Source organism: Streptomyces sp. NPDC088261, assembly GCF_044740805.1.
Taxonomy (GTDB): Bacteria; Actinomycetota; Actinomycetes; order Streptomycetales; family Streptomycetaceae; genus Streptomyces.
On the sequence record NZ_JBIURL010000003.1, the window covers coordinates 257,925 to 282,747 of the forward strand.

19 protein-coding genes are annotated in these 24,823 nt (G+C 71.5%); 8 read left to right on the plus strand and 11 right to left on the minus strand.

Features of this window, described 5'->3' with window-relative positions; all coding sequences use genetic code 11:
• Positions 1-21: 21 nt before the first annotated feature.
• The 3 genes from pyk to pta form a co-directional block, all read right to left on the minus strand.
• Entirely contained in the window at positions 22-1,452 is a 1,431-nt protein-coding gene (gene pyk / locus ACIODU_RS08420; RefSeq protein ID WP_356426373.1) for a pyruvate kinase, read from the minus strand.
• 74 nt (positions 1,453-1,526) lie between these two features.
• Complete coding sequence (locus ACIODU_RS08425) at positions 1,527-2,783, minus strand: acetate kinase (RefSeq protein ID WP_401765380.1); 1,257 nt, start codon at positions 2,781-2,783, stop codon at positions 1,527-1,529.
• A complete protein-coding gene (pta, locus tag ACIODU_RS08430; protein ID WP_401765383.1) occupies positions 2,780-4,861 on the minus strand; it encodes a phosphate acetyltransferase in 2,082 nt (693 codons plus the stop codon). Before pta ends, ACIODU_RS08425 begins: the two co-directional genes overlap by 4 nt.
• 298 nt (positions 4,862-5,159) lie before the next feature.
• Between pta and ACIODU_RS08435 the strand changes: the two genes are divergently transcribed.
• The 3 genes from ACIODU_RS08435 (at position 5,160) to eccCb (ending at position 11,079) form a co-directional block, all read left to right on the plus strand.
• A complete protein-coding gene (locus tag ACIODU_RS08435) occupies positions 5,160-6,185 on the plus strand; it encodes an ATP-dependent 6-phosphofructokinase (RefSeq protein ID WP_161310360.1) in 1,026 nt (341 codons plus the stop codon).
• Between the two features lie 109 nt (positions 6,186-6,294).
• On the plus strand, positions 6,295-6,687 hold the full coding sequence (locus tag ACIODU_RS08440; RefSeq protein WP_401765386.1) for a hypothetical protein: 393 nt from the start codon (positions 6,295-6,297) through the stop codon (positions 6,685-6,687).
• Positions 6,688-6,702: 15 nt separating this feature from the next.
• The gene (gene eccCb, locus ACIODU_RS08445) at positions 6,703-11,079 is read left to right on the plus strand and encodes a type VII secretion protein EccCb (RefSeq protein WP_401765389.1); all 4,377 of its coding nucleotides are present in this window, start codon (positions 6,703-6,705) and stop codon (positions 11,077-11,079) included.
• A gap of 182 nt (positions 11,080-11,261) precedes the next feature.
• On the opposite strand, the gene ACIODU_RS08450 is transcribed toward eccCb, so the two are convergent.
• Both ACIODU_RS08450 and ACIODU_RS08455 read right to left on the minus strand, forming a co-directional pair.
• A complete protein-coding gene (locus tag ACIODU_RS08450; RefSeq protein ID WP_356426360.1) occupies positions 11,262-11,936 on the minus strand; it encodes a response regulator in 675 nt (224 codons plus the stop codon).
• Positions 11,933-13,690 (minus strand): ATP-binding protein, encoded by a 1,758-nt coding sequence (locus ACIODU_RS08455; protein ID WP_401765393.1) that lies wholly within the window; start codon positions 13,688-13,690, stop codon positions 11,933-11,935. The genes ACIODU_RS08450 and ACIODU_RS08455 overlap by 4 nt, the downstream gene beginning before the upstream one ends.
• Before the next feature lie 134 nt (positions 13,691-13,824).
• Here ACIODU_RS08455 and ACIODU_RS08460 point away from each other — a divergent pair, with 134 nt between their 5' ends.
• Entirely contained in the window at positions 13,825-15,210 is a 1,386-nt protein-coding gene (locus ACIODU_RS08460) for a cation:dicarboxylate symporter family transporter (RefSeq protein ID WP_356426356.1), read from the plus strand.
• Positions 15,211-15,409: 199 nt separating this feature from the next.
• Positions 15,410-16,408, plus strand: coding sequence for a GNAT family N-acetyltransferase (locus tag ACIODU_RS08465; RefSeq protein ID WP_401765397.1), 999 nt, complete (start codon positions 15,410-15,412; stop codon positions 16,406-16,408).
• A gap of 77 nt (positions 16,409-16,485) precedes the next feature.
• Here the strand turns inward: ACIODU_RS08465 and ACIODU_RS08470 are convergent, their stop codons facing one another.
• Positions 16,486-17,088: a CAP family protein gene (locus tag ACIODU_RS08470; RefSeq protein ID WP_401765400.1), complete on the minus strand. Its 603-nt coding sequence runs from the start codon at positions 17,086-17,088 to the stop codon at positions 16,486-16,488.
• Positions 17,089-17,305: 217 nt separating this feature from the next.
• Here ACIODU_RS08470 and murF point away from each other — a divergent pair, with 217 nt between their 5' ends.
• Positions 17,306-18,709, plus strand: a complete 1,404-nt coding sequence (murF, locus tag ACIODU_RS08475; RefSeq protein ID WP_401765403.1) for a UDP-N-acetylmuramoyl-tripeptide--D-alanyl-D-alanine ligase — start codon at positions 17,306-17,308, stop codon at positions 18,707-18,709.
• 168 nt (positions 18,710-18,877) lie between these two features.
• Here the strand turns inward: murF and ACIODU_RS08480 are convergent, their stop codons facing one another.
• Positions 18,878-19,141 (minus strand): hypothetical protein, encoded by a 264-nt coding sequence (locus ACIODU_RS08480; protein ID WP_401765405.1) that lies wholly within the window; start codon positions 19,139-19,141, stop codon positions 18,878-18,880.
• Between the two features lie 171 nt (positions 19,142-19,312).
• Between ACIODU_RS08480 and ACIODU_RS08485 the strand changes: the two genes are divergently transcribed.
• Positions 19,313-19,651 (plus strand): YciI family protein, encoded by a 339-nt coding sequence (locus tag ACIODU_RS08485; protein ID WP_356426342.1) that lies wholly within the window; start codon positions 19,313-19,315, stop codon positions 19,649-19,651.
• Between the two features lie 105 nt (positions 19,652-19,756).
• The gene (locus ACIODU_RS08490; RefSeq protein WP_401765409.1) at positions 19,757-20,119 is read left to right on the plus strand and encodes a DUF2255 family protein; all 363 of its coding nucleotides are present in this window, start codon (positions 19,757-19,759) and stop codon (positions 20,117-20,119) included.
• 182 nt (positions 20,120-20,301) lie between these two features.
• Here the strand turns inward: ACIODU_RS08490 and ACIODU_RS08495 are convergent, their stop codons facing one another.
• From ACIODU_RS08495 to ACIODU_RS08510, 4 genes are all read right to left on the minus strand, one after another.
• Positions 20,302-22,623, minus strand: a complete 2,322-nt coding sequence (locus ACIODU_RS08495) for an ATP-binding protein (protein WP_401765412.1) — start codon at positions 22,621-22,623, stop codon at positions 20,302-20,304.
• Between the two features lie 93 nt (positions 22,624-22,716).
• A complete protein-coding gene (locus tag ACIODU_RS08500; protein WP_401765415.1) occupies positions 22,717-23,364 on the minus strand; it encodes a DUF6879 family protein in 648 nt (215 codons plus the stop codon).
• Entirely contained in the window at positions 23,357-23,626 is a 270-nt protein-coding gene (locus ACIODU_RS08505) for a hypothetical protein (protein ID WP_356431484.1), read from the minus strand. The genes ACIODU_RS08500 and ACIODU_RS08505 overlap by 8 nt, the downstream gene beginning before the upstream one ends.
• A 95-nt stretch (positions 23,627-23,721) precedes the next feature.
• The gene (locus ACIODU_RS08510; protein ID WP_401765418.1) at positions 23,722-24,732 is read right to left on the minus strand and encodes an aldo/keto reductase; all 1,011 of its coding nucleotides are present in this window, start codon (positions 24,730-24,732) and stop codon (positions 23,722-23,724) included.
• Between the last annotated feature and the right edge of the window lie 91 nt (positions 24,733-24,823).

Sequence of the window (24,823 nt, forward strand, 5' to 3'; positions counted from 1 at the left end):
ACAAGCAGCGATCACCCGCGATCAGTCGCGGCCCTGGCCGCCCAGGTGGTGCACCCGGACCATGTTCGTCGTGCCCGGGATCCCCGGAGGCGAACCGGCGGTGATGATCATGATGTCGCCGTCGTTGTAGCGCTTGAGCTTCATCAGCTCGACGTCCACCAGGTCGACCATCTCGTCCGTGCTGTTGACCCACGGCACGATGAAGGACTCGACGCCCCAGCTCAGCGAGAGCTGGTTGCGCGTCGACTCGTCCGTGGTGAAGGCGAGGATCGGCTGCGCGGCGCGGTAGCGGGAGAGGCGGCGGGCCGTGTCGCCGGACTGGGTGAAGGCGACCAGCGTCTTCGCGCTCAGGAAGTCGGCGATCTCACAGGCGGCGCGGGCGACCGAACCGCCCTGCGTACGGGGCTTCCTGCCCGGGTTCAGCGGCTGGAGGCCCTTGGAGAGCAGCTCCTCCTCGGCGGCGACCACGATCTTCGACATCGTCTTGACCGTCTCGACCGGGTACGCGCCCACCGAGGACTCGGCGGAGAGCATGACCGCGTCCGCGCCGTCCAGGATCGCGTTCGCGACGTCGGACGCCTCGGCGCGGGTGGGGCGGGAGTTGGTGATCATCGACTCCATCATCTGGGTCGCCACGATCACCGGCTTGGCGTTGCGGCGGCACATCTCGATGAGCCGCTTCTGGACCATCGGGACCTTTTCGAGCGGATACTCGACGGCCAGGTCACCGCGGGCCACCATGATGCTGTCGAACGCCGCGACGACGCTCGCCATGTTCTCGACGGCCTGCGGCTTCTCGACCTTGGCGATGACGGGGACCCGGCGGCCCTCCTCGTCCATGATCTTGTGCGCGTCCAGGATGTCGTCACCGTCGCGCACGAACGAGAGCGCGATCATGTCGCAGCCCATCCGCAGCGCGAAGCGCAGGTCCTCGACGTCCTTCTCCGACATCGCGGTCACGTTCACCGCCGCGCCGGGCAGGTTGATGCCCTTGTGGTCGGAGATCACCCCGCCCTCGATGACGATGGTCTTGACCCGGGCGCCCTCGACCTCGACGACCCGCAGCTCGACGTTGCCGTCGTTGATCAGGATCTGGTCGCCCTTGGAGACGTCCCCGGGCAGACCCTTGTAGGTGGTGCCGCAGATGGACTTGTCACCCGGGACGTCCTCCGTCGTGATGGTGAACTCGTCCCCCCGGACCAGCTCGACCGGACCCTCGGCGAAGGTCTCCAGACGGATCTTGGGGCCCTGGAGGTCCACCATCACGCCGACGGCGCGACCGGTGTCGGCGGCGGCCTGACGGACGCGGTGGTACCGCTCCTCGTGCTCGGCGTGACTTCCGTGGCTCATATTCAGGCGGGCCACATTCATTCCGGCCTCGATGAGCGACTTCAGTTGCTCGTACGAGTCGACGGCGGGGCCCAGTGTGCAGACGATTTTGGAACGGCGCATGAGGCGGATCCTATCGGTTTGTTTCGGCGCGGAATATTCCGTCTGGTGGAAAGTACAAATGGGCGGACTGCCGCTCAGGAGAGAGGCGTTCGCATCTCGTCCTTTCGTACGTTCTCCGTGCCGACCAGCGCGAAAGTCCGCTGCGCGATTTCCAGCTCCTCGTCGGTCGGGACGACGGCCACCACGACCCGCGCACCGTCCTGCGAGATGATCCGCGGCTCGTCGGAACGTACGGTATTGCGTTCCGGGTCCACCGTGAGACCCATGGGCTCCAGACCTGCGACGGCGGCCTCGCGGACCGCCGCCGCGTTCTCCCCGACACCCGCCGTGAAAGCCACCGCGTCCACCCGGCCGAGCACGGCGGTGTACGCGCCGATGTACTTCTTCAACCGGTGGATGTAGACGTCGAAGGCCAGCCGGGCGCGCTGGTCACCCGCGTCGGAGCGGCGCAGGATCTCGCGCATGTCGTTGTCCCCGCAGAGGCCGGTCAGACCACTTCTCTTGTTGAGAAGTTCATCGGTCCCGTCGGCGGACATCCCGGCCACCCGCTGGAGATGGAGGGGGACGGCCGGATCGATGTCACCGGATCGGGTGCCCATCACCAGCCCCTCCAGAGGGGTCATTCCCATCGAGGTGTCCACACACCGCCCGCCCCGGACCGCCGACGCGGACGCGCCGTTGCCCAGATGCAGGACGATCACGTTCACGTCCGCCGGGTCCTTGCCGAGCAGCGAGGCGGTTTTACGCGAGACGTAGGCGTGCGAGGTCCCGTGGAAGCCGTACCTGCGGATGAGATACGTGTCCGCCGTCTCGACGTCGATGGCGTAGCGGGCGGCGTACTCCGGCATCGTCTGATGGAAGGCGGTGTCGAAGACGGCGACCTGCGGGAGGTCCGGGCGCAGCTTCCTCGCGGTACGGATGCCGGTGAGGTTCGCCGGGTTGTGCAGCGGCGCCAGCGGCACCAGCCGCTCGATCTCGGCCAGTACGTCGTCGTCCACCAGGACCGGTTCGCCGAAGCGCGGGCCGCCGTGCACGACCCGGTGGCCGAAGGCCGCCAGCGCGGGGGAGTCGAGGCCGAGGCCGTCCTCGGCCAGCTCCTCGCCGACCGCCTTGAGCGCGGCCGTGTGGTCGGCGAAACCGCCCCTGCGCTCGCGCTTCTCTCCTGTACGGGGGGTGTGGACGAGCCTCGGGTCCTTCTCGCCGATGCGCTCCACGAGGCCGACCGCGAGGCGGCTCGCGTCCGCCATGTCCAGGAGTTGGTACTTCAGCGACGAGGAACCGGAGTTGAGGACGAGTACCCGGGTGGGAGAGTCGGTCGGAGAGTCCGTCATGCCGTTCCGTCCTGAGCCTGGATCGCCGTGATCGCGACCGTGTTGACGATGTCCTGCACGAGCGCGCCCCGCGACAGGTCGTTGACGGGCTTGCGCAGCCCTTGGAGGACCGGGCCCACCGCCACGGCGCCGGCCGAGCGCTGCACGGCCTTGTAGGTGTTGTTCCCGGTGTTGAGATCAGGAAAGATGAAAACGGTCGCCTGCCCGGCCACGTCCGAGCCCGGCATCTTGGTCGCCGCGACGGACGGCTCGACGGCCGCGTCGTACTGGATCGGGCCCTCGATCCGCAGCTCGGGGCGGGCCGCCCGTACCAGCTTCGTCGCCTCCCGCACCTTCTCGACGTCCGCGCCGGAACCGGACGTGCCGGTGGAGTACGAGAGCATCGCGATGCGCGGCTCGACCCCGAAGCGGGCGGCCGTGGCCGCCGCCTGGACCGCGATGTCCGCGAGCTGCTCCGCGTCCGGGTCCGGGTTCACCGCGCAGTCGCCGTACACCAGCACCTTGTCGGCGAGGCACATGAAGAAGACCGACGAGACGATCGAGGCGGTCTCCTTGGTCTTGATGATCTCGAAGGCCGGGCGGATCGTCGCCGCCGTCGAGTGGACGCAGCCCGACACCATGCCGTCGGCAAGGCCCTCCTCCACCATCAGCGTGCCGAAGTAGTTCACGTCCGCGACCACGTCGTACGCCAGCTCCACCGTGACGCCCTTGTGGGAGCGCAGGTCGGCGTACCGCTCGGCGAAGCGCCGGCGCAGGTCGGAGGCGGTCGGATCGATCAACTGCGTGGCCGGGGCGCTCAGATCGATGCCCAGGTCGGCGGCCCTCTTGCGGATGACGTCCGGGTCGCCGAGCAGTGTCAGGTCGCAGACGTCCCTGCGCAGCAGGACGTCCGCCGCCCGCAGCACCCGCTCCTCGGAGCCCTCGGGCAGGACGACGCGGCGGCGGTGCGAGCGGGCCTGCTCCAGCAGTTCGTGCTCGAACATCATCGGGGTGATCCGGCCGCTGCGGGCCACCGACATCCGCTCCAGCAGGTCCGCCGTGTCCACGTGGCGCTCGAAGAGCCCGAGCGCGGTCTCGGCCTTGCGCGGGGTCGCCGCGCTCAACTTCCCCTCCAGGCCGAACAGCTCGGTCGCCGTCGGGAACGACCCGCCGGCCACCGAGATCACCGGCGTGCCCGGCGCCAGCCGCGAGGCCAGCGTCAGGATCAGCTCCGCAGGCCGCTCGTCCAGTGTCAGCAGGACCCCCGCGATCGGCGGGGTGCCCGCCGAGTGCGCGGCGAGCGCGCCCACCACCAGATCGGCGCGGTCGCCGGGGGTGACCACCATGCAGCCCGGGGTGAGCGCGCCCAGGAAGTTCGGCAGCATCGCCCCGCCGAACACGAAGTCCAGCGCGTCCCTCGCCAGGCCGGCGTCGTCGCCGAGCAGCACCTCGCCGCCGAGGGCCTGGGTGATCTGCGCGACCGTCGGCGCGGCGAGGGCGGGCTGGTCGGGCAGGACGTAGCAGGGCACCGGGAGCTGCGACACGAGCCCCTCGGCGATGGCCGTCCGGTCCTCGGCGGCGACCCGGTTGACCACGACGCTCAGGACGTCGCAGCCGAGGGCCTCGTACGCGCGGTGGGCGTTGCGGGCCTCCGACCGTACGGACTCCGCGGACTGGTCCTTGCCCCCGACCACCGCTATCACCGACGCGCCGAACTCGTTCGCCAGCCGGGCGTTGAGCGACAGCTCGTCGGGGAGCTGGGTGGCGGCGAAGTCGGTGCCGAGGACGAGGACGACCTCGTACTCCCGCGCCACCCGGTGGAAGCGGTCCACCAGGCGCGACACCAGCTCGTCCGTGCCGTGCTCCGCCTGGAGCGCGGTCGCCTCGTGGTAGTCGAGCCCGTACACCGCGGAGGGTTCCTGTGCCAGCCGGTAGCGGGTGCGGAGCAGCTCGAAGAGCCGGTCAGGGCCGTCGTGCACCAGCGGGCGGAAGACGCCCACGCGGTCCACCTGGCGGGTCAGCAGCTCCATGACCCCCAGCTCGACGACCTGCCGGCCGTCCCCGCGATCGATGCCGGTCACGTACACGCTGCGCGTCACGCGTGCTCTCCTGTCCTGTCGGTCCCGGTGAGGATGTCTTCCCGGTGGGGATGTCTTCCCGGTGGGGATGTCTCCTCGGTGAGGATGCCTCTCGCTGGGGATGCCTTGAGGCGGCAATTCCCTCTTGACAATACCTCTGGATACGGCTAGGAGCCGTTGGTCCCGTCCCCCGGACGTGGGGCGGCCGGATGCGTGCCTTCGCCGCCCCGCGTGGGAGGATCGGAAGCGGCTCATGCGTGGGGTGCGGAGGGCCCGCCCCCCGGAAAGCACGGCACTAGCGAGCGGGAGACACGGCACGATGCGTATCGGAATTCTCACCGCGGGCGGCGACTGCCCCGGCCTGAACGCTGTGATCCGGTCGGTCGTCCACCGGGCCATGACCGGGTACGGCGACGAAGTCATCGGCTTCGAGGACGGCTTCAAGGGACTCCTCGACGGCTACTACCGCCCGCTGGACCTGAACGCGGTCAGCGGCATCCTCGCGCGGGGCGGCACCATCCTCGGCTCGGCCCGCCTGGAGCGCGACCGGCTGCGCGAAGCGGCCGAGAACTGCGCCGAGTTGGCCCGCCGGTACGACATCGACGCGCTCATCCCGATCGGCGGCGAGGGCACGCTCACCGCGGCGCGGCTGCTGTCGGACGCGGGGATGGCCGTCGTCGGCGTCCCCAAGACGATCGACAACGACATCTACTCGACGGACCGTACGTTCGGCTTCGACACGGCCGTCATGGTCGCGACCGAGGCGATCGACCGCCTCAAGACCACGGCGGAGTCCCACCAGCGCGTCATGGTCGTGGAGGTCATGGGCCGCCACGCGGGGTGGATCGCGCTGGAGTCCGGCATGGCGGGCGGCGCGCACGGGATCTGCCTGCCGGAACGGCCCTTCGAGGTGGACAGCCTCGTGAAGATGGTCGAGGCGCGGTTCTCCCGGGGGAAGAAGTTCGCGGTCATCTGCGTCGCGGAGGGCGCGCACCCGGCCGAGGGCTCGATGGAGTACGGCAAGGGCGAGATCGACCAGTTCGGCCACGAGCGCTTCCAGGGCATCGGCAACCGCCTGGCCGCCGAGCTGGAACACCGCCTCGGCAAGGAGGCCCGCCCGGTGATCCTGGGCCACGTCCAGCGGGGCGGCACGCCGACGGCGTACGACCGGGTGCTCGCCACCCGCTTCGGGTGGCACGCGGTGGAGGCGGTGCACCGGGGTGAGTTCGGCCGGATGACGGCGCTGCGCGGGACTGCGGTGGAGATGGTTCCGCTGGCGGAGGCCGTGACGCAGCTGAAGCGGGTCCCGGAGAACCGGATGCGCGAGGCGGAGTCGGTCTTCTGACCGGTCCTCCAGCCGGTCCTCCCCTTGTGGCCAACGGGCCTGCTGGAAACAGCTGTTCTGTGCCAAGCTGGGGCTCTGACAGACCGGAGAGCAACGGGGGAACCATTCCATGCCACCCATGCGGATCGCCGTCGCCGTCGAGGCGGCGGGCGGCGACGCCGAAGAGACCGACGCCCTGACCCGGGACCTCCAGGAAGAGCTGCTGCTGCTCGACGCGGCCGAGTCCGTCGAGCGGCCGGCGGGCGGAGCGGCCCCGGCCGGTTCCAAGGGCGGTACGGTCACGACGCTCGGCGCCCTGCTCATCACCGGCGCGTTCTCGCGGGCGGCGCTGAACACGCTGGTCAGCCTGGTGAGCGAGTGGCGGCAGCGGGCACAGGCGCGCCGGGTGGAACTCACCGTGGGCGACGACTCGCTGATCGTCGAAGGCGTGTCGAGCGGTGACCAGAAGGCGCTGATCGAGGCGTGGCTCCAGCGGCGGTCCGGCAGCGACCCGCAGCCGTAGGCCCGGGAAGAGACCGTGAGCCGCGTCGCCCTGCTCATCGCCACCACGGACTACATCGACTCCGGACTGCGCCGCCTGCGCTCGCCCGCCGCCGACGCCCGCCGCCTGGGCGCGCTGCTGGAGGACCCGGCGATCGGCTACTTCGACCGGGTCATCCCGCTGGTCAACGACTCGAAGGCGGAGATCGAGGAGCACATCGAGCGCACGCTCCGCGACCTCGCGCCGAACGACACCCTGCTGCTGTACGTGTCCTGCCACGGCATCCGGGACAAGCACGGACGCCTCTTCTTCACGACGCTGCGCACCAAACGCGACCTGCCCGAGTCGACCGCGATCTCCGCGCGCTTCGTCGAGGAGCAGATGAGCCGCTGCCGCGCCCGGTCCAAGGTGCTGCTGCTCGACTGCTGCTTCGGAGGGGCGTACGTCCAGGGCATGGCGCCCTTCGCGCCCGACGACGGGGAACTGTCGGTGCAGGCGGCGGGGAAGGGCACGTATGTCATGACCGCCTCGGACGTCCTGGAGTTCGCCTTCGAGGGCGAGACGGTGAAGAGCCGGTCGGGCGTCTTCCACTCCGTGTTCACCGAGGCGATCATCGACGGCCTGAGCACCGGGCGCGCGGACCTCGACAACGACGGTGTGATCACCGCGCACGAGCTGTTCCAGCACGTCGAGCGGCACGTCAGGGAGAGCGGGGCCCCGCAGACACCGACCGAGTTCCGCTCCGGCGTCCAGGGCAACATCCCCCTCGCGACCGCCGCGTTGTGGCACCGGGGGCGGACCGCGGAGAGCGATCCCTTCGTGGGTGACAGCCTCTCCCTGGGGGAGCTGCTGCCGGCGCTCGTACCCGGCCCCGACCGCGGTCTCTGCGCGCCCGACTGGCCGCCGAACGGGCAGCTCACCGTACCGCTGGGGCGGATGTACGACCCGGCGCAGGGCCTCCAGGAGACCCTGACCCTCGATCTGTCCGGGGGCGCGCCGCACATCGGCGTCGTGGGCGGCAGGTGGAGCGGCAAGACGTCGGTCCTGCGCACCCTCGCCTGCTCGCTGGCGCTCACCCACACCCCGGACGAGGTGCAGATGTACGCCCTGCACGGCGAGCCGGACGGGATGACGCGCCTGGACGCCCTGCCGCACGTGGGGATGGTGGCGGACTACTCCCGCGCCGACGACGTACGCACCCTGGTCGACGGCGTCATGGCCACGCTGAAACGGCGCGAGAGGCTCTGCAACACCCTGCGCATCCGGTCCCCGAAGGCCTTCCGCCAGAAGCGGACGCAGGGGCTGCTGGAGGGCGAGTCGAACGGCGAGGTGTTCCTCCTCGTCGACTCCTGGCCGGACTTCGCGGCCCGCTACCCGGAGGAGTCCCGCCTGCTGCTCGCCGTCGCCCAGCAGGGTGTCTACTACGGCATCCACCTCGCGGTCTCCGCCGACCGGTGGAAGGACCTGCCCGACGACCTCCTCCCGCACCTCGGTACGTGGGTCGAACTCGCCCTGGCCGACCCGCAGGAGTCGCGGATCGACCGCGACCTCGCCGGCGGGATCCCGCCGGGCCAGCCCGGCTTCGGGCTGACCCGGGGACGGCGGTACGTCCGGCTGGCGGTCCCGGCGCTGGCCACGGCGGGGAGCCCGGCGGAGGCGACCGCGCTCCCGGAGACCGGGGACGAGGGCGCGGAACTCGACGCGCTCCTGCACAAGGTGGCCGCGGCGTGGCGGGGGCCGGGCGCCCGCCCGCTGAGCACGTACCGGGACGACGGCGACTCCGTACCGCGCCTCCTGGACCTGCTGCCGCTCCCCGAGGGCTGGTACGACGACCCCGCGTCCGCCTGGACCGCGAAGCCGGAGCGCAGACTCACCACTCCGGTGGGCGTGGACGCCAACGGCGCGCCGGTCGTGCTGGACCTGAAAGAGGCCGCCCTGGGCGGCTGGGGCCCGCACGGGGTGTGTGTCGGCGCCACCGGTTCCGGCAAGTCGGAGCTGCTGCGCACCCTGGTCCTCGGGCTGGCGGTCACCCACTCCCCCGAGACGCTGAACTTCGTCCTGGTGGACTTCAAGGGCGGTGCCACCTTCGCGGGGATGGCACTCCTGCCCCACGCGGCGGCCGTCATCACCAACCTGGCGGACGACCTGTCCCTGGCCGACCGCATGGGCGACGCGATCCGCGGCGAGATCAACCGCAGGCAGCAGGTGCTGCGCGACGCGGGGAACTACCCCAACATCCATGAGTACGAGCGGGCGCGCGCGGCGGGCGCGGCTCTGGTGCCGCTGCCGACCCTGGTCATGGTCATCGACGAGTTCACCGAGCTGCTGGCCGCCGAGCCCGGCCTCCTGGACCTGCTCGTCCAGATCGGCCGCATCGGCCGCTCGCTCGGCATCCACCTGCTCCTGGCCTCGCAGCGGCTGGAGGAGGGACGGCTGCGCGGGCTGGACACGCATCTGTCGTACCGCATCGGTCTGCGGACCTTCTCGGCCGCGGAATCACGCGCGGTGCTCGGCGTACCGGACGCCTACTCGCTGCCGTCCGTGCCCGGTTCCGGCTATCTGCGGTTCGACATGGACCACATGGTCGGCTTCCGGGCGGCGTACGCGTCCGGCTGGGCCGGGGCGGACGCGTACGCGGACGACGGGGACTCCCCGATGGACCTCATCCTGAACCGCCTGGAGAACCAACGCCCCTTCGCCCACCAGATCTGGCTGCCGCCGCTGGAGTCGGCACCACCGCTCGACGCACTGCTGCCGGGCCTGACGGTCGTCGAGGGGCGCGGCCTGACCCAGCCCGGCTCTTCGGTCGGAGGCGCGCTCGTCGTGCCCCTGGGCCTGGTGGACAAGCCGTACGAACAGCGGCGCGACGTCCTGTGGCGCGACTTCTCCGGCGCGGCGGGCAACCTGCTGATCACCGGTGGCCCCCAGTCCGGCAAGTCGACCCTGCTGCGCACCCTGGTGTCGTCCTTCGCCCTCACCCACACCCCGGAGGAAGTCCAGTTCTACGGGCTCGACTTCGGCGGAGGCGGCCTGTCCGCCGTGGCGGAACTGCCGCATGTGGGCGGCGTCGCCTCCCGGCTCGACCCGGAGCGGGTCCGGCGGACCGTGACGGAGGTGGCCGGGATCCTGGCCCAGCGCGAGGAGTCCTTCCGCTCCTCCGGCATCCTCTCCATGGAGGTCTACCGGCACGGTCGTGCGGTCGGGGAGATCACCGACCAGCCCTGGGGTGACGTCTTCCTCGTCGTGGACGGCTGGGGAAGTTTCCGCCAGGAGTACGACGCGCTGGCGGCGACGATCACCGACCTCGCGTCGCGTGGCCTCGACCACGGAATCCACGTCGTCCTCACGGCCCACCGCACCGCCGACGTGCGTCCGGCGCTCAAGGACCAGCTGCTGACACGCCTCGAACTCCGGCTCGGTGACCCCGCGGAGTCGGAGTTCTCCGCCTCCGTCGCCGCGAACGTCCCGGCGGGCACCCCCGGCCGCGGACAGACGCCCGCGAAGCAGCACTTCATCGCGGCGGTCCCGCGGATCGACGGCGTCCCCTCCGACAAGGGACTCGCCGAGGCCACCGCTTCCCTGAGCCGCGCCGTCGCCCAGGCCTGGCAGGGGCCGGTCGCCCCACCGGTCCGGTTGCTTCCCGCCGAACTGCCCGCCCACAGCCTGCCGAAGGGCGACGCCCAGCCGGCGTACGGTGTCGCCTTCGGCATCGACGAGAACACCCTGCGACCGGTCTACGTCGACTTCGAGACCGATCCCTTCTTCCTGGTCCTCGGGGAGAGCGAGTCGGGGAAGACCGCGCTGCTGCGCCTGCTGGCCAAGCAGATCTGCGAGCGGTACACGCCCGACGAGGCGCGTGTCGTCGTGGTCGACTACCGGCGGACCCTGTTGGGCGGTGTCCCGGACTCGCACCTGATCGAGTACGCCGCCTCGCCCACGACCATCGACACGCACATGGAGGCGCTCAAGGAACTCTTCGACAAGCGCATGCCGTCGAAGGACGTCACGCCGCACCAACTGCGCGACCGCAGCTGGTGGTCCGGTCCACGGCTGTTCGTGATCGTGGACGACTACGAGCTGGTCGCGAACGCCCGCGGCAACCCGTTGGCGGTGCTCGCCGACCACCTGCCCTTCGCCCGTGACGTCGGCGTCCACTTCCTGATCGCCCGCAGCTCCGCAGGCGCCTCGCGCGCCGCGTACGAGCCGTTCACACAGCGCCTCCGGGAACTGGGCGCGCAGGGCGTGGTGCTCTCGGGCGACCCCACGGAGGGCGAACTCCTGGGCAACGTCCGCGCCCGCCCACTGCCGCCCGGCCGTGGCTACTTCCTCTCGCGCCGAAGGGGCGCCACCCTGATCCAGACGGGCTGGCAGCCAATGGGCCCACCCGGCGAATCAAGCCCGTCCGGCGTTTGAGGTCGCCGCTAACCGCACCGGCACAATCCAAGCCTGTCCGGCGTTTGAGGTCGCCGCTAACCCGCACCGGCACAATCCAAGCCCGTCCGGCGTTTGAGGACATCGGTAACCCGTGCCGAGTACGGGGCGCACCGGCACAATCCAGCCCGTCCGGCGATTGAGGACAAAGGCGGCGCCCCCGCCTAGCGCCACCGATACTGGAGCTCCGGGCGACCCACGTGCCCGTACTGCGGACTCCGTTCCGCCCGCCCCACCGTCACCAGATACTCCAGATACCGCCGCGCGGTAATCCGCGAAATCCCCGCCCGCACCCCCGCCTCCGCCGCGGTCACCCCCGAAGGAGACTCCCGCAACGTCCGCGTCACCGCCTCCAGCGTCGGCCCGCTCAACCCCTTCGGCAGCGACGCGGGACCAGGCGTACGGAGCGCGCCCAGCGCCCGGTCCACCTCGTCCTGCCCGCTCGCCTCCCCCGACGACGCGCGGAACTCCGCGTACCGCACGAGCCGGTCCCGCAGTGTCGCGAACGTGAAGGGCTTGAGCACGTACTGGACGACCCCGAGCGACACCCCCTCCCGTACGATCCCCAGATCCCGCGCCGACGTCACCGCGATGACGTCCGCCTGGTGGCCGCCGGCCCGCAGGCTCCGCAGGAGGTGGAGGCCGTGGCCGTCGGGCAGGTACAGGTCGAGCAGGATCAGATCGATCGCCGTACGCTCCAGCACCCGCCCCGCCTCCGCCCGCGAACGCGCCACCCCCGCGACGGCGAAGCCGGGCACCCGGCGTACGTACAGCTGATGGGCGTCCGCGGCGACGGGATCGTCCTCGACGACCAGCACCCGGATGACGCTGTCGCTCACGACACGGCCCCTCTCGGCCGGGGAACGGCGCCCACGCCACCCGAACCGGACCCACCACCCGAGCCGGACGCGCCCACGCCACCCGAACCGGACACACCCCCGCCGGACGCGCCACCCCCGCCGGCGGCGACCGGCAGCCGTACGGTGAACTCCGCCCCGCCCTCCGGCCCCTGCGACAGCTCCACCGTCCCCCGCGCCCGGTGCACCGCCTGCTGGACCAGCGCCAGGCCCAGCCCCCGCCCCGGCCCCCGCGTCGACCAGCCGCGCCGGAACACCTCGGCCCGGTCGCCGGGTTCGACCCCGCCCCCCGTGTCCCGTACCCCCAGCAGCAGCACCCCGTCCTCCACCAGCGCCGTCACGGTGACGCGAGCGGCACCGACGGAGCCGGAGCCCCCACCCCCCGCCGCCCCGGCGGAACCCGCCGCGTCCACCGCGTTGTCGATCAGGTTCCCCAGGATCGTCACCAGGTCCCGCGCCGGCAGGGACGCGGGCAGCACCCCGTCGTCGATCCGGCTGTCCTCCGCCAGGACCAGCTCCACACCCCGCTCGTTCGCCTGCGCCGCCTTCCCCAACAGCAGCGCCGCCAGCACCGGTTCGGCCACCGCGCCCACCACCCGGTCCGTCAGCACCTGCGCCAGCTCCAGTTCGGCCGTCGCGAACTCCACCGCCTGCTCCACCCGGTCGAGTTCGATGAGCGACACCACGGTGTGCAGCCGGTTCGCCGCCTCGTGCGCCTGCGACCGCAACGCCTGCGTGAAGCCGCGCTCCGAGTCCAACTCGCCCGACAACGCCTGGAGTTCGGTGTGGTCGCGCAGGGTGATGACCGTGCCCCGCCGCTCACCCCCCACCACAGGACGGGTGTTGACCACCACGATCCGGTCGTCGGTCATGTGCACCTCGTCGACCCGCGGCTCCGACGCCAGCAGCGCCCCCGTCAGCGGCGCCGGCAGCCCCAGCGCCGCGACCGGCCGCCCCACCGCCGAGTCGTCCAGGCCGAGCAACTCCCGCCCGCCGTCGTTGATCAGCGCGATCCTGCGCTGTCCGTCGAGCATCAGCAGCCCTTCGCGTACGGCGTGCAGCGCGGCCTGGTGGTAGTCGTGCATGCGGCTCAGCTCCTCCGCGTTCATGCCGTGCGTGTGCCGCCGCAGCCGCGCGTTGACGACGTACGTCCCCAGCCCGCCCAGCGTCAGCGCGATCCCCGCCGCCAGGAACAGCACCCGCACCTGCTCGGTCACCTGTGTGGAGATGCGGTCGACGGTGATGCCGACACTGATCAGCCCGGTGATCCTCCCGCCGTCCTTCACGGGTGTCACGGCGCGCATGGAGGCGCCGAGCGTGCCGGTGTAGGTCTCGGTGAACGTGTGCCCTTCGAGCGCCGGGGCCGTACGCCCCAGGAAGGGCATGCCGATCTGCTTCGGATCGGGATGCGTCCAGCGGATCCCCCGCGGATTCATGATCGTCACGAAGTCGACCCCGGTGTCGTGCCGGACCCGCTCCGCGTACGGCTGGAGGGCCGCCGTCGGGTCGGGCGTCCGGATCGCCTCCCGTACGGAGGGCGAATCGGCCATGGCGCGCGCCGTGGCCAGAACCTGCCTGCGCGCCGTCTCGTCCGCCTGGGCGCGATCGGTGACGTACGCGAAGACCGCGTAGCCCGCCACGACGGCCGCCACCAGCACCACCTGCATCGCGAAGAGCTGGCCCGCCAGGCTGCGGGGGCGGGGGAGGCGGCGGAGCAGCCGTCGGAGCAGACGCATGGCCCAAGTCTGCCTGTCCGGAATCGTATGAACGAAATGAACGCAAGGGTGACCGGCGTCACACGGTGGTGGATAGTCGCCGGGACCCCAGTCGGGACGACGGGGGCATCGCAGGGACGAGTCAAGGAGGACCCGTGGCCGCAGCAAGGCGGGACCGTACGCATTATCTGTACATAGCGGTGATCGTAGCCGTCGCGCTCGGCATCCTGGTGGGCTTCGCGGCTCCTGGCGTCGCCGTCGAACTCAAGCCGCTGGGCACGGGCTTCGTGAACCTGATCAAGATGATGATCTCCCCGATCATCTTCTGCACGATCGTGCTCGGGGTCGGCTCGGTCAGGAAGGCCGCCAAGGTCGGCGCGGTCGGCGGACTGGCCCTCGGCTACTTCATGGTGATGTCGACCGTCGCCCTGGCCATCGGCCTGGTCGTCGGCAACATCCTGGAGCCGGGCTCGGGCCTGCACCTCACCGAGGCCACGAAGGGCGTGGGCGCGGCGCAGGCGGAGGGCGCGAGCGAGTCCCTGCCGGACTTCCTGCTCGGCATCATCCCCAAGACCATGGTGTCGGCGTTCACGGAGGGCGAGGTCCTCCAGACGCTGCTGGTCGCGCTGCTCGCGGGCTTCGCGCTCCAGGCGATGGGCAAGGCGGGTGAGCCGGTGCTGCGGGGCATCGGGCACATCCAGCGGCTCGTCTTCCGGATCCTCGCCATGATCATGTGGGCCGCCCCGGTCGGCGCCTTCGGCGCGATGGCGGCGGTGGTCGGCGAGACGGGCGTGGACGCGCTCAAGTCCCTCGCCGTCATCATGATCGGCTTCTACGTCACCTGTGCGATCTTCGTCTTCGTCATCCTCGGCGCGCTGCTGCGGTTCGTCGCCGGGATCAACCTGCTGCTCCTGCTCAAGTACCTGGGCCGTGAGTTCCTGCTGATCCTCTCCACCTCGTCGTCGGAGTCGGCCCTGCCGCGCCTGATCGCCAAGATGGAGCACATGGGCATCAGCAAGCCCGTCGTCGGCATCACCGTACCGACCGGTTACTCCTTCAACCTCGACGGCACCGCCATCTACCTGACGATGTCCTCGCTCTTCATCGCGCAGTCGATGGGCGACCCGCTGTCGATCGGCGAGCAGATCTCGCTGCTGCTCTTCATGATCGTCGCGTCCAAGGGCGCGGCGGGTGTCACCGGCGCGGGTCTGGCGACCCTGGCCGGCGGCCTCCAGTCGCACCGCCCCGAGCTGGTGGACGGGGTCGGCCTGATCGTGGGCATCGACCGCTTCATGAGCGAGGCGCGGGCCATGACGAACTTCGCGGGCAACGCGGTGGCGACCGTCCTGGTCGGCACGTGGACCAAGGAGATCGACAAGGAGCGGGCGGGCGAGGTCCTGGCGGGCCGGATCCCGTTCGACGAGACGACGCTGCTGGACGACCACGGTCCGCGGGCCGGCGACGCGCACGACGACGCGGACGCCCCGGCGTCCGAGCCCACCGGGAAGATCGTCACCGAGAAGACCCAGGCCGGGGTCTGACCCCCCTCCATACCCCTGGCCTTTCCCGGGACCGGCCCGTACGACGCACACGTACGGGCCGGTCCGCGTTTCCGGATTCGCCTGTCGGTGGCGTGGGTCTGTTCCGTGTGTCTCTTCCGTGAGTCTGTTCCGTGGGTCTGTGGCGTGGCCAATTGTCGCATTTAGGCGGTTGGTCGCTTTTTCGTCTACGGTTCGGATCATGAGCGCAGACCCGGTCTGGTCGGTACGCCCGCTTCGCGCGGCTGATGTGGACGGCGCCGTGGAGTTGTTGATCCGTACGAGCGCGGCCGACATCCGGCACCTCTTGCGTACGGACCTGTCCGTCACCCTCCAGGACGCCTTCGGCGGCGCGCTGGTCGCCGAGGGGGACGGGCGGCTGGTGGGCGCGGCGAAGGTGTCGGACGACCCGGTCTTCCCCGGGACGGCCACCGCCCTGGTCGCGGTCGACCCGGCGGAGCGCGGGCGGGGGATCGGGACGGCGCTCGCGGACCGGCTGATCGGCGCGTGGGACCGGGCCGGCGGCGGGACCGTGAGCAGCATGCTGCGGGACGACCTCCCGCGCGGGCGGGCCTTCGCCGAGCGGTACGGCTTCGGCGTCGTCCATCACAGTGTCGGCTTCCGCTTCGACCTGGCCGGTCACGAGGTGGAGTTGGAGCAGCGTGCCCGGTCCGCGCTGGAGCGTGCCGGGGTACGGGTCCGGCTCGCGACCCCGGTCGCGGAGGAGCGGACGATCGCGGAGTGCCTGGAGCGGTGCGGGCAGGGCCTTCCCCTTCCGGTGGACGCCCGCCCCGACCCGGGGGTGTGGCTCACGCGCCTCCCGTCCGACTCCGTCTTCCTGCTCGCCGAACCGCCCCCGCCGGAGGAAGGTCCCGCCGCCGGGGCGGCCGCGGTGACCGGGGCCGTACGCCCTGTCGGCATGACGATCCTCCTCCCGCGGACGGACGCCAACAGCTGGCACGTGGCCTTCACGGGCACCGACCCCGACCACCGGGGCCGGGGCGTGGCGACGGCGGTGAAGGCGGCCTCGCTGCTGTACGCGTGCCGGGCGGGCGTCGAGAGCGTGACCACCCACAACGACGAGTCGAACGAGCACATCATCCGCGTGAACGCGTCGCTGGGGATGGTTCCGGACGTGGGCTACTGGACGCTGACCCGTAGGAGCGGGTCCGGGCAGGGTGAGGCGCCGGGGCGGGGGTGAGGTGCCGGGGGTGAGGCGCTGCGGGCGGGGGCGGGGAGCCGCTGCGGACGGCCCCGGCCGTGCCCGATCGGCGTACGTCAGCGCCGCTCGTCCCGTACGTTCTCCCGGAACCGGCCCGCCACGTTCCCCGGCGGGCTGAACGTCACCACGACGTAGTTCTCGAACCACTCCCCGCCCCGCCCGGTCGCCCTGGCCGCGCCGATCCTCTTCGATCCCCGCCACACCAGCTGGGTGAAGTGGCCCGTGGCGCGGCTGAATTCGCCGGCCCGGAAGTCGTACGAGGCGACCTCGTCGTACCACGCCTTCACGGCGGTCGGTCCGGGCAGGTGGTCCGGATCGGCGGACCCGGTCCAGTACAGGTTCTCGCCGTATCCCCGGTCCAGCCCCCGGTGGGCCTCTCGCAACCGTTCGTGCGAAGAGACCTCCCGCGCACGGGACTTGGCGTACCGGTTCAGCTTCCGGTCCAGCCGCACCGGCCGCGCGCCGTGTCTCGCGCGGTAGGCGTTGACCGCCTTCACCACCTGCTGGAGGAACGCCCGGTCGGTGGTGTCGGGGAGGGGCCGGCGGGAGTCAGCCGCCGAGGGGGAGGAGACCGACTGGCTCGGTGGGGTGGCGCCCGCCGTCACACCGACCAGGGCCGCCGTCGCGAGCAGGACACCGATTTTCTTGCGTTTCAGCACGTTTCATCTATGGCCAGCCAACTCACCCGTGAATCAGCGGATTTGGCCAAGAACGGGGTCGGTAACCGGCCGCTGTCCGGGAGCCGGGCCGGCCGGGTTTCCCGCCGCTCTGGCAGGTCTCCGCGGCCCTGGGCGGTGAAGGAGTTACGGTCGCGGGGCCGGACCGGTCGGCCGGTGGCCGTGCCGGGCACCCCCTGCTGATGCGGAGGCTCCTTTCGTGATCCCCCTTTCCCTCGAAGCCGTCGCGGCGGCCGTCGGCGGCCGCCTGTACGACGTACCGGACCCGTCCGTGCTGATGAGCGCACCCGCGGTGGTGGACTCGCGGGCGGTCGAGCCCGGTGGGCTGTTCGCGGCCCTGCCCGGAGAGCACGCCGACGGGCACGCCTTCGCGGGGAACGCGGTGGAGGCGGGTGCGGTGGCAGTCCTGGCCACGCGTCCCGTCGGTGTCCCGGCCGTGGTCGTGGCCGACGTGCTGGACGCGCTCGCCGCGCTGGCCCGTACCGTACTGGCCGCCGTACCGGAGGCGACCGTCATCGGGCTGACCGGCTCGGCGGGCAAGACCGGCACCAAGGATCTGCTCGCGCAGGTGCTGCCCGAGATCGGTCCGACGATCGCGACGGTGAAGTCGTTCAACGGCGAGATCGGCATGCCGCTGACGGTGACCCATCTGGACCGGAGTGTGCGGTACGTCGTGCTGGAGATGGGCGCGCGCGGCATCGGCCACATCGCCCATCTGACCCGTATCGCCCCGCCCGCCGTCGGCCTGGTCCTCAACGTGGGGACGGCGCACGTCGGCGAGTTCGGAGGGCGGGAGCAGATCGCGCGGGCCAAGGGGGAGCTGGTGGAGGCGCTTCCGGAGGGCGGGCTGGCGGTCCTGAACGCCGACGATCCGCTGGTCGCCGCCATGGCGTCCCGTACCCGCGCGCGCGTGCTCACCTTCGGTGTGGGGAACGAGGCGGACGTACGGGCCCTGGACGTCGCCGTCGACAGCTCGGGCCGGCCGTCGTTCACCCTGGCGGCCGGGGGCGCCGCCGGTGCGCGGGCCCGGGTCGACCTGTCCCTGCACGGTGTGCACCACGTGTCGAACGCGCTGGCCGCGGCGGCCGTCGCGATCGGGCTGGGGGCGGGGGTGGAGAAGACGGCGGGGGCGCTGTCCCGCGCGGTCCTGGTGGCCTCGGGGCGCATGGAGGTCACCGACCGGCCGGACGGGGTACGGATCATCAACGACGCGTTCAACGCGAACCCGGACTCGATGCGGGCGGCGTTCGCGTCTCTCACGGCCATGGCCCGCGACGGCCGCCGAACGGTCGCGATCCTGGGCGAGATGAAGGAACTGGGCGCCGACGCGGCCGAGGAACACCGGGGAGTCGGCCGCGTGGCCGCGGCGGCGGGTGTCGACGTACTGATCGCGGTGGGCACGGACGACGCCCGAACCCTGGCCACGGCGGCACACACCGCCAACCCACGACTGAGGGTGACCCACGCCAAGGACCGCGACGAGGCCCTGACACTGGCCCGCGCCCTGCTCCGCCCGGAGGACATCGTCCTGGTAAAGGGCTCCCACAGCACCGGCCTGGAACACACGGCACAGCGCTTGGCGGTCGCGGGGGACACGCCCTAAGGCCTGTCCGGCGGATCTTCGCGGGGCGGCCGCACTGGGCGAGCTCCGCCTGAGCTCAGCCGCCCGCTGCCGCCCGCCGGCCCTTTTCTCGGCGCCATTTCGGCGCCTTCCGGCGCCGTCGGCGCGGCTTCGCTCGTCATCCGGCTGAAGCCCTGGGGACGAGACCGGTCACCACCCCGGATCAGTCGGACGCTGGTGCCCGCACGGAACGATGACGCCGTCCTGGTCGACGACCTCGGAGGAGCTGGCCGAGTTCACCCACACCGTGATGCCTTGGCGATGGACGACGACGTTGAACGGCGACTCCTCGGGCTCCGACTCCGTCACCACGGTGAACTGTTCGCCGGGGCGCATCCAGTGGTCGGTTCCCCAGGGCTCCACCCACAAGCAGAGCACGCTCTCGGTCTCGTTGCTCACGCTTGTCCTCGACATGCCAGAACCCTAACGAAAGGGAACGCCGCATCGGAAAACCGGAGTTCACCAGAGCGACGGGGCACGTCCCAAACGCCAATTCTTCCCGGGCAACCGGGCCTCTGGCCCCGGTGTTCGTCGTAGGGTGATCGGCGGTTGACGGAGACCAACGACCTAGGGAGCCACGCGCCCATGACGCGGTATCTGATCTCGTTCGACGACGGCACGATGATCATCCCCGAGGAGGACTTCCCCGAAGTGGCGGCCGCCTCGCACGAGGTGGTGCGGCAGGCGCAGGAGGCCGGTGTGTGGGTCTTCGGCGGCGGGCTGCACACGCAGCGGGCGAGCGTCGTGGCCACGGACGGGACCGTCACGGACGGCCCGTACCCGGAGACCAAGGCGGTGCTCGGCGGCTTCTCGGTCATCGACGTGCCCACGCGCGAGGAGGCGCTGGAGTGGGCCGCCAGGATCGCCGCCTCGTGCCGGTGTGCGCAGGAGGTACGGGAGATCATGGACGACCCGGAGGTCTGACCCGGACGTCTGACCTGGCCGGCCTGACCGACCGTTTGCGTCAACGCCACGCTCACGAGAGAGGGAATGGGGAAGGCGCGCCCGGCCGCACACGAGGATGCGGCCATGACTTCCGCAATGGATTACCTCGCAAACGCCGACGTCGTTCGGATCGCCACCGAGCTGAGCGACGGAGGCGAGGTCGTGACCCCGATCTGGTCGGTCGTCGTCGACGACACGGCCTACGTCCGCAGCGCCTACGGCCCCGAGTCGAACTGGTACCGCCGGGTCAGCCGCAGCGGCCGGGCGAAGTTCGTGGACGGTTCCACGCGCTACCCGGTGACGGTCGAGCACGTCAGCGACGATTCGGTCAACGCGGACGTGGACGGCGCGTACAGGACGAAGTACGCCGCAAGCCCCTCACTCCCGGACCTCCTCAACCCGGACGTCCGGGGCTTGACCCTGCGCGTGATCCCACAAGAAGCCTGAGCGAAACGCCTCGCGCCCGGGGTGCTCCCTAGGGCGTGTCCGCAAAGTGGGGTCTGGCTCGCGGCGTTGTCGGACCCACCCAGTACGTCCAGTACGGGGTGAGTCCTCCGCCTTGCGATCGCACGCACCAGATGCCGCGAGCCCCGCCCTCCGGGCGGACGACCCCACTTTGCGGACACGCCCTAGCCCGGGAGCATCCCGAGCCGTCCCTCGATGCGGAGGCGGGTCGCGTGGGCGCGGAGGTCCTCGTACGGGGTGAGGAGGCGTAGCGCCGCTCTCCAGTGCTCGTGTGCCTCCGTCGGATCCGTGCCGGCCAGCGCCGTCGCCAGGCCGTCCAGGGCCAGCGCTTCGTGCCACGCGTCGTCCAGTTCGTGGTGGGCGGCCACGGCCCTGCGGTGGAAAAGCGCCGCCTCCCGTGCCCGGTCGAGGTGAACGTACACCTCACCCGTGCCGCTCCACGCCAGAGCCTCACGACTGCGGTCGCCGAGACGGCGGTGGAGGGTGGCGGAGCGGTGGTACGAGACCAGCGCCTCGTCGTACTGCTCGTTGGCCTGCTGGGCATCGCCCAGGGTGAGCAGCCAGTAGCCCTCCAGCCAGTGGTTCCGCAGGCCGAGGGCGAGGTCGAGTGCCTGCCGTGCCGTACTCAAGGCCCTTTCGGGGTCGCCCTGTTCGCGCTCGATGCCGCTCAGGAGGCGCAGCGCGTTGCCCTCGCCGCTCCGGTTGCCGATGGCGCGGTGCGCGGCGAGGGCCTCGCGCGCGGCGTCCGCCGCTTCCGCGAGGCGTCCGGCGTGGTGGTGGCTCGCCGCGAGGTTCGCCTGCGCGGTGGCCGACAGGCGCGGGGAGCGCTGTTGCCGGAAGAGGCGCAGGGCGTCTTCGAAATGGGTTGCCGCCAGGTCGAGTTCGCGGCGGCGGAGGTGCACGAGACCGATGAGGTTGAGGGAGTACGCCTCGCCCGAGCCGTCTCCCGTCTCACGGCGGATCGTCAAGGCCCGGCGGTGACACTCCAGACTGTCCGCGAGGCGGTGGATCTGGCGGTGGTCCATGCCCATCAGCGTGAGCAGCTGCGCCTCTCCGCCACGGTCACCCTCCCGCCCGGCCGCCGCGAGCGCGGCGTCCCCCATGGCCAGCCACGCGGTGACCGGGGCGGCGGAGGGGCGCGTCCACCAGAAGACGATCGCCGACCGCCAGGCGGGGCCGTCGTGTCCGGCCGCGACGGCGGCGTGTACGGCGGGCGGCAGATTGCCGTGTTCCCGCTCGGACCAGTTCATGGCGGAGTCGTAGTCGGGGAAGGACAGGGCCGGCTGGTCGCCGGCCGCTGTCAGCGGCACATGGGCTTCGAGGGGGTTGAGCCAGTCCTGGGCGGCGTCCGCCGTGCGCGCGTACCAGTCGAGAAGGCGGAGCAGAGCGGCGTCGCGGGACGCGGACGACTCGTGGTCCTGTGCCTGGTCGGTCGCGTAGGCGCGGAGCAGGTCGTGGAACTGGTAGCGGTCGGGGGCGGGTTGCTCCAGGAGGTGGACGCCCGCCAGGAAGTCGAGCAACTGGCGCGCCCGGCCGAGAGGTAGCCCGGCCAGCGCGGCGGCGGCCTGGGGGCCGAAGTCCGGGCCCGGATGGAGGCCGAGGAGGCGGAACAGCCGGGCGGCCGGTTCGGGCAGTGCGCGGTAGGACCACGCGAAGACCGTCCGTACGGCCTCTTCCTCCTCGTCGCCCGTGCTCAGGGCGTCCCAGAGCCCGCTCTCGTCCCGCAGGTCGGCGATCAGGTCGTCCAGGCGCATGTGGGGCCGGCTGGCGGCGCGTTCGGCGGCGATGCGCAGGGCCAGGGGCAACCGGGCGCACAGGTCGGCCAGTTCGGTGAGTTTGTCCAGGTCGTCAGCGGGGCGGTAGCCGGCGGTGATGGTACGGAGCAGGGCGACGGCCTCCGCCTGCGGCAGGGTGCCCAGGGTGAGGCGGCGCGCTCCGTTCCGTACGGTGAGGCCGGACAGGCGGCTCCGGCTGGTGACGACGACCAGGCAGCCCGCGCTGCCCGGCAGGAGCGGCCGGACCTGGCTGACGGTGGCGGCGTTGTCCAGGACGACGAGGACACGGCGGTCCGCGAGCAGGGAGCGGTAGAGGGCGGAGGCCGCGTCGAGATCCTGGGGGATGGAGCCGGGCCGCACGCCCAGGGCGGGCAGGAAACGGTGGAGGGCCTCGTGCCCGGTGACCGGTCGGCCCGGATCGTAGCCGCGCAGGTTGATGTACAGCTGGCCGTCCGGGAACCGGTCGCGGACCTGGTGCGCCCAGCGGAGGGCGAGCGAGGTCTTGCCGGCGCCCGCGGTCCCGGCCACCACGTACACGGAGACGACGAGCGGGCTGCCGTCCTCGCCGGCGAGGACCGCGTTCAGCTGGTCGAGTTCGCGGGTGCGGTTGACGAAACCGGGCACGTCGGCGGGGAGCTGCCGGGGAGTCGGGCTGCCCGGCGCGCCCTCGCCGTCCGTGCCGTGGTCGTGGAAGTGGATGCCGCCCAGCACGCTCCGTGCCTGTACGACGCCGCGCGACGACCCCGAGAAGTCGTTGCGCGATCCGCCGGGCCGGGTCCCTTCGCCGCCGTGTCCGTCGATCGCCTACTCCGGCCGGGGCGGTGGGGTGGAGGGCGTCTTCGGCGCGGGAAGGTCCGCGATCTCGCGTGCGAAGTAGGCCGCGATGTCCTCACCGGAGTCGTAGAGATCCGCGATGTAGCGCTCCCAGCGCCTCACCGTCTCCGGGTCGGTGTACCGGATCGCTCCGTCCGGACGACCGGAGTCGGTGTAGAGGATGCGGTAGAGGGTCCGGCCGCCCAGAGTGACCACTTCCGGCAACAGCCCCGCCGTCTCGGCGGCGGCCACGGCTTCCGTCGACACGACGCGGACGGGCCGGCCGCATTCCGCCTGGAGGCGCAGGGAGTGCAGCTCCCACTGCACGTAGGGGGTCAGAGGCTGTGCGACCACCCGGACGCGACGGAAGACGTGACCGCGGTCGGTGTGCGCGCGAATGGCGGTGAGGAAGTCCTCGCGCTGTCCCTCGACAAGGCGCAGCGCCTCGTCCCAGTCACCACGGCGGAGAGCGTCCCGGCCGGGGTCTCCGATCTCCTCGAAGTGCTGGAGCCGTTCGAGTTTCCACGAGCACCCGTTCCGGATGTCCGTACTGCGGTCCTTGAAGTCCCCGCGGTAGTCGTCGCGGACCAGCTTCTCGCCGAGTTCCGGTGGCAGACGGGGTACGTACGGATCAGACATCGGCGATGTCCGGCTTCGCGGCCCTGAGGGTGTTCCCGGGGATGACCACCAGGCGTTCGTCGTCCGCGAGCGACACGCCTGCGGGCAGCCGGTCCTCGTACGCGGCGGTGAGGTCCCTGCCGATGACGGCGATGTCGCCGTTGTCCAGCTGCCAGATGTCCGGGCATTCGTCCACGCCGGCCGAATTGCCCAGCTCCTGGGGCGGCTTACCGAGCCGCCGCTCGAACGACGCGGACGGGTCGGCTTCCCAGGCACGCGGCATCCCGGTCTCCACTCAGCTGGTCCGTCTGTGCGGGCGGTACCCACTGTATGGAGGGTGGTTACTCCGGGCAATGCCGGTCGTGAGGTTCCGGGCGGTCAGAAGCGGCGTAGGCGCTTGTCGGCCAGGGGTGGGGGTGTGTAGTAGATGTCGTTCTGGTTGACGTTCGTGCCCGGGGGGACGATCTCGTCGATGCGGTCCAGGATGTCGGGGGGCAGTTCCGTCTCCGCGCCCGCCAGGAGGTCGTCCAGGTGCTCGGGGCGGCGGGGGCCGATGAGGACCGACGTGACCGCCGGGTGGGAGCGTACGAATGCCGTGGCCAGGTGGGACAGCGGCATGCCCGCCTCCGCCGCCAGTTCCGTCAGGCGCGCGACCGCCTCCGCCTTCGCCCGGTTGGCCGGTACGGACAGGTCGAAGGCCGCCGGGCCCCGCGCCGCGCGGGCGCCCTTCGACGGGTCCGCGCGGCCCGAGAGCCAGCCGGAGCCGAGCGGGCCGTAGGTCAGGACGCCCATGCCGTACCGCTGGGCGGTGGGCAGGACGGCGGCCTCGACGCCGCGCAGCAGGAGGGAGTACGGGGGCTGTTCGGTACGGAACCGGTGGTGGCCGCGGCGTTCCGCCGTCCACTGCGCCTCCACGATCAGCTCGGCGGGCGTGCACGAGGAGCCGATGGCCCGGACCTTGCCCGAGCGGACCAGGTCGGAGAGGGCGGCGAGGGTCTCGTCGACGTCCGTGCGGGGGTCGGGGCGGTGCAGCTGGTACAGGTCGATGTGGTCGGTGCCGAGCCGCCGCAGGCTGTTCTCCACCGCTTGTACGATCCAACGCGGCGAGCCGCCCTGGCGGTTGAGGTCGTCGCCCGTCGGCCAGCCGAACTTCGTCGCGAGGACGACCTCGTCGCGCCGGCCCTTGAGGGCCTTGCCGACGATTTCCTCCGACTCGCCCTCGCTGTAGACGTCGGCGGTGTCCACGAGGTTCACCCCGGCGTCCAGGGCGCGGTGGATCATCCGTACCGACTCGCCGTGGTCGGTGTTGCCCATCGCGCCGAACATCATCGCGCCGAGCGCGACCTCGCTGACCGACATGCCCGTACCGCCCAGAATCCTGCGCTTCATCGCTCGGTCCTCGATCCTTCCGCCCGGGGTGGCCCACCTTCCACACAACCATCCGCGTGTCCGGCTCGCACGGGTGAAGGGGAGCCCCCCT

Bases quoted from the DNA above. Each gene is read 5' to 3' on its own strand.
- ACIODU_RS08500 (WP_401765415.1), bottom strand. From the start codon at position 23,364: ATGTCTGATCCGTACGTACCCCGTCTGCCACCGGAACTCGGCGAGAAG.
- pyk (WP_356426373.1), bottom strand. From the start codon at position 1,452: ATGCGCCGTTCCAAAATCGTCTGCACACTGGGCCCCGCCGTCGACTCG.
- ACIODU_RS08480 (WP_401765405.1), bottom strand. From the start codon at position 19,141: ATGTCGAGGACAAGCGTGAGCAACGAGACCGAGAGCGTGCTCTGCTTG.
- ACIODU_RS08455 (WP_401765393.1), bottom strand. From the start codon at position 13,690: ATGCGTCTGCTCCGACGGCTGCTCCGCCGCCTCCCCCGCCCCCGCAGC.
- ACIODU_RS08505 (WP_356431484.1), bottom strand. From the start codon at position 23,626: ATGCCGCGTGCCTGGGAAGCCGACCCGTCCGCGTCGTTCGAGCGGCGG.
- ACIODU_RS08435 (WP_161310360.1), top strand. From the start codon at position 5,160: ATGCGTATCGGAATTCTCACCGCGGGCGGCGACTGCCCCGGCCTGAAC.
- ACIODU_RS08490 (WP_401765409.1), top strand. From the start codon at position 19,757: ATGACTTCCGCAATGGATTACCTCGCAAACGCCGACGTCGTTCGGATC.
- ACIODU_RS08485 (WP_356426342.1), top strand. From the start codon at position 19,313: ATGACGCGGTATCTGATCTCGTTCGACGACGGCACGATGATCATCCCC.
- ACIODU_RS08425 (WP_401765380.1), bottom strand. From the start codon at position 2,783: ATGACGGACTCTCCGACCGACTCTCCCACCCGGGTACTCGTCCTCAAC.
- ACIODU_RS08465 (WP_401765397.1), top strand. From the start codon at position 15,410: ATGAGCGCAGACCCGGTCTGGTCGGTACGCCCGCTTCGCGCGGCTGAT.
- ACIODU_RS08440 (WP_401765386.1), top strand. From the start codon at position 6,295: ATGCCACCCATGCGGATCGCCGTCGCCGTCGAGGCGGCGGGCGGCGAC.
- ACIODU_RS08510 (WP_401765418.1), bottom strand. From the start codon at position 24,732: ATGAAGCGCAGGATTCTGGGCGGTACGGGCATGTCGGTCAGCGAGGTC.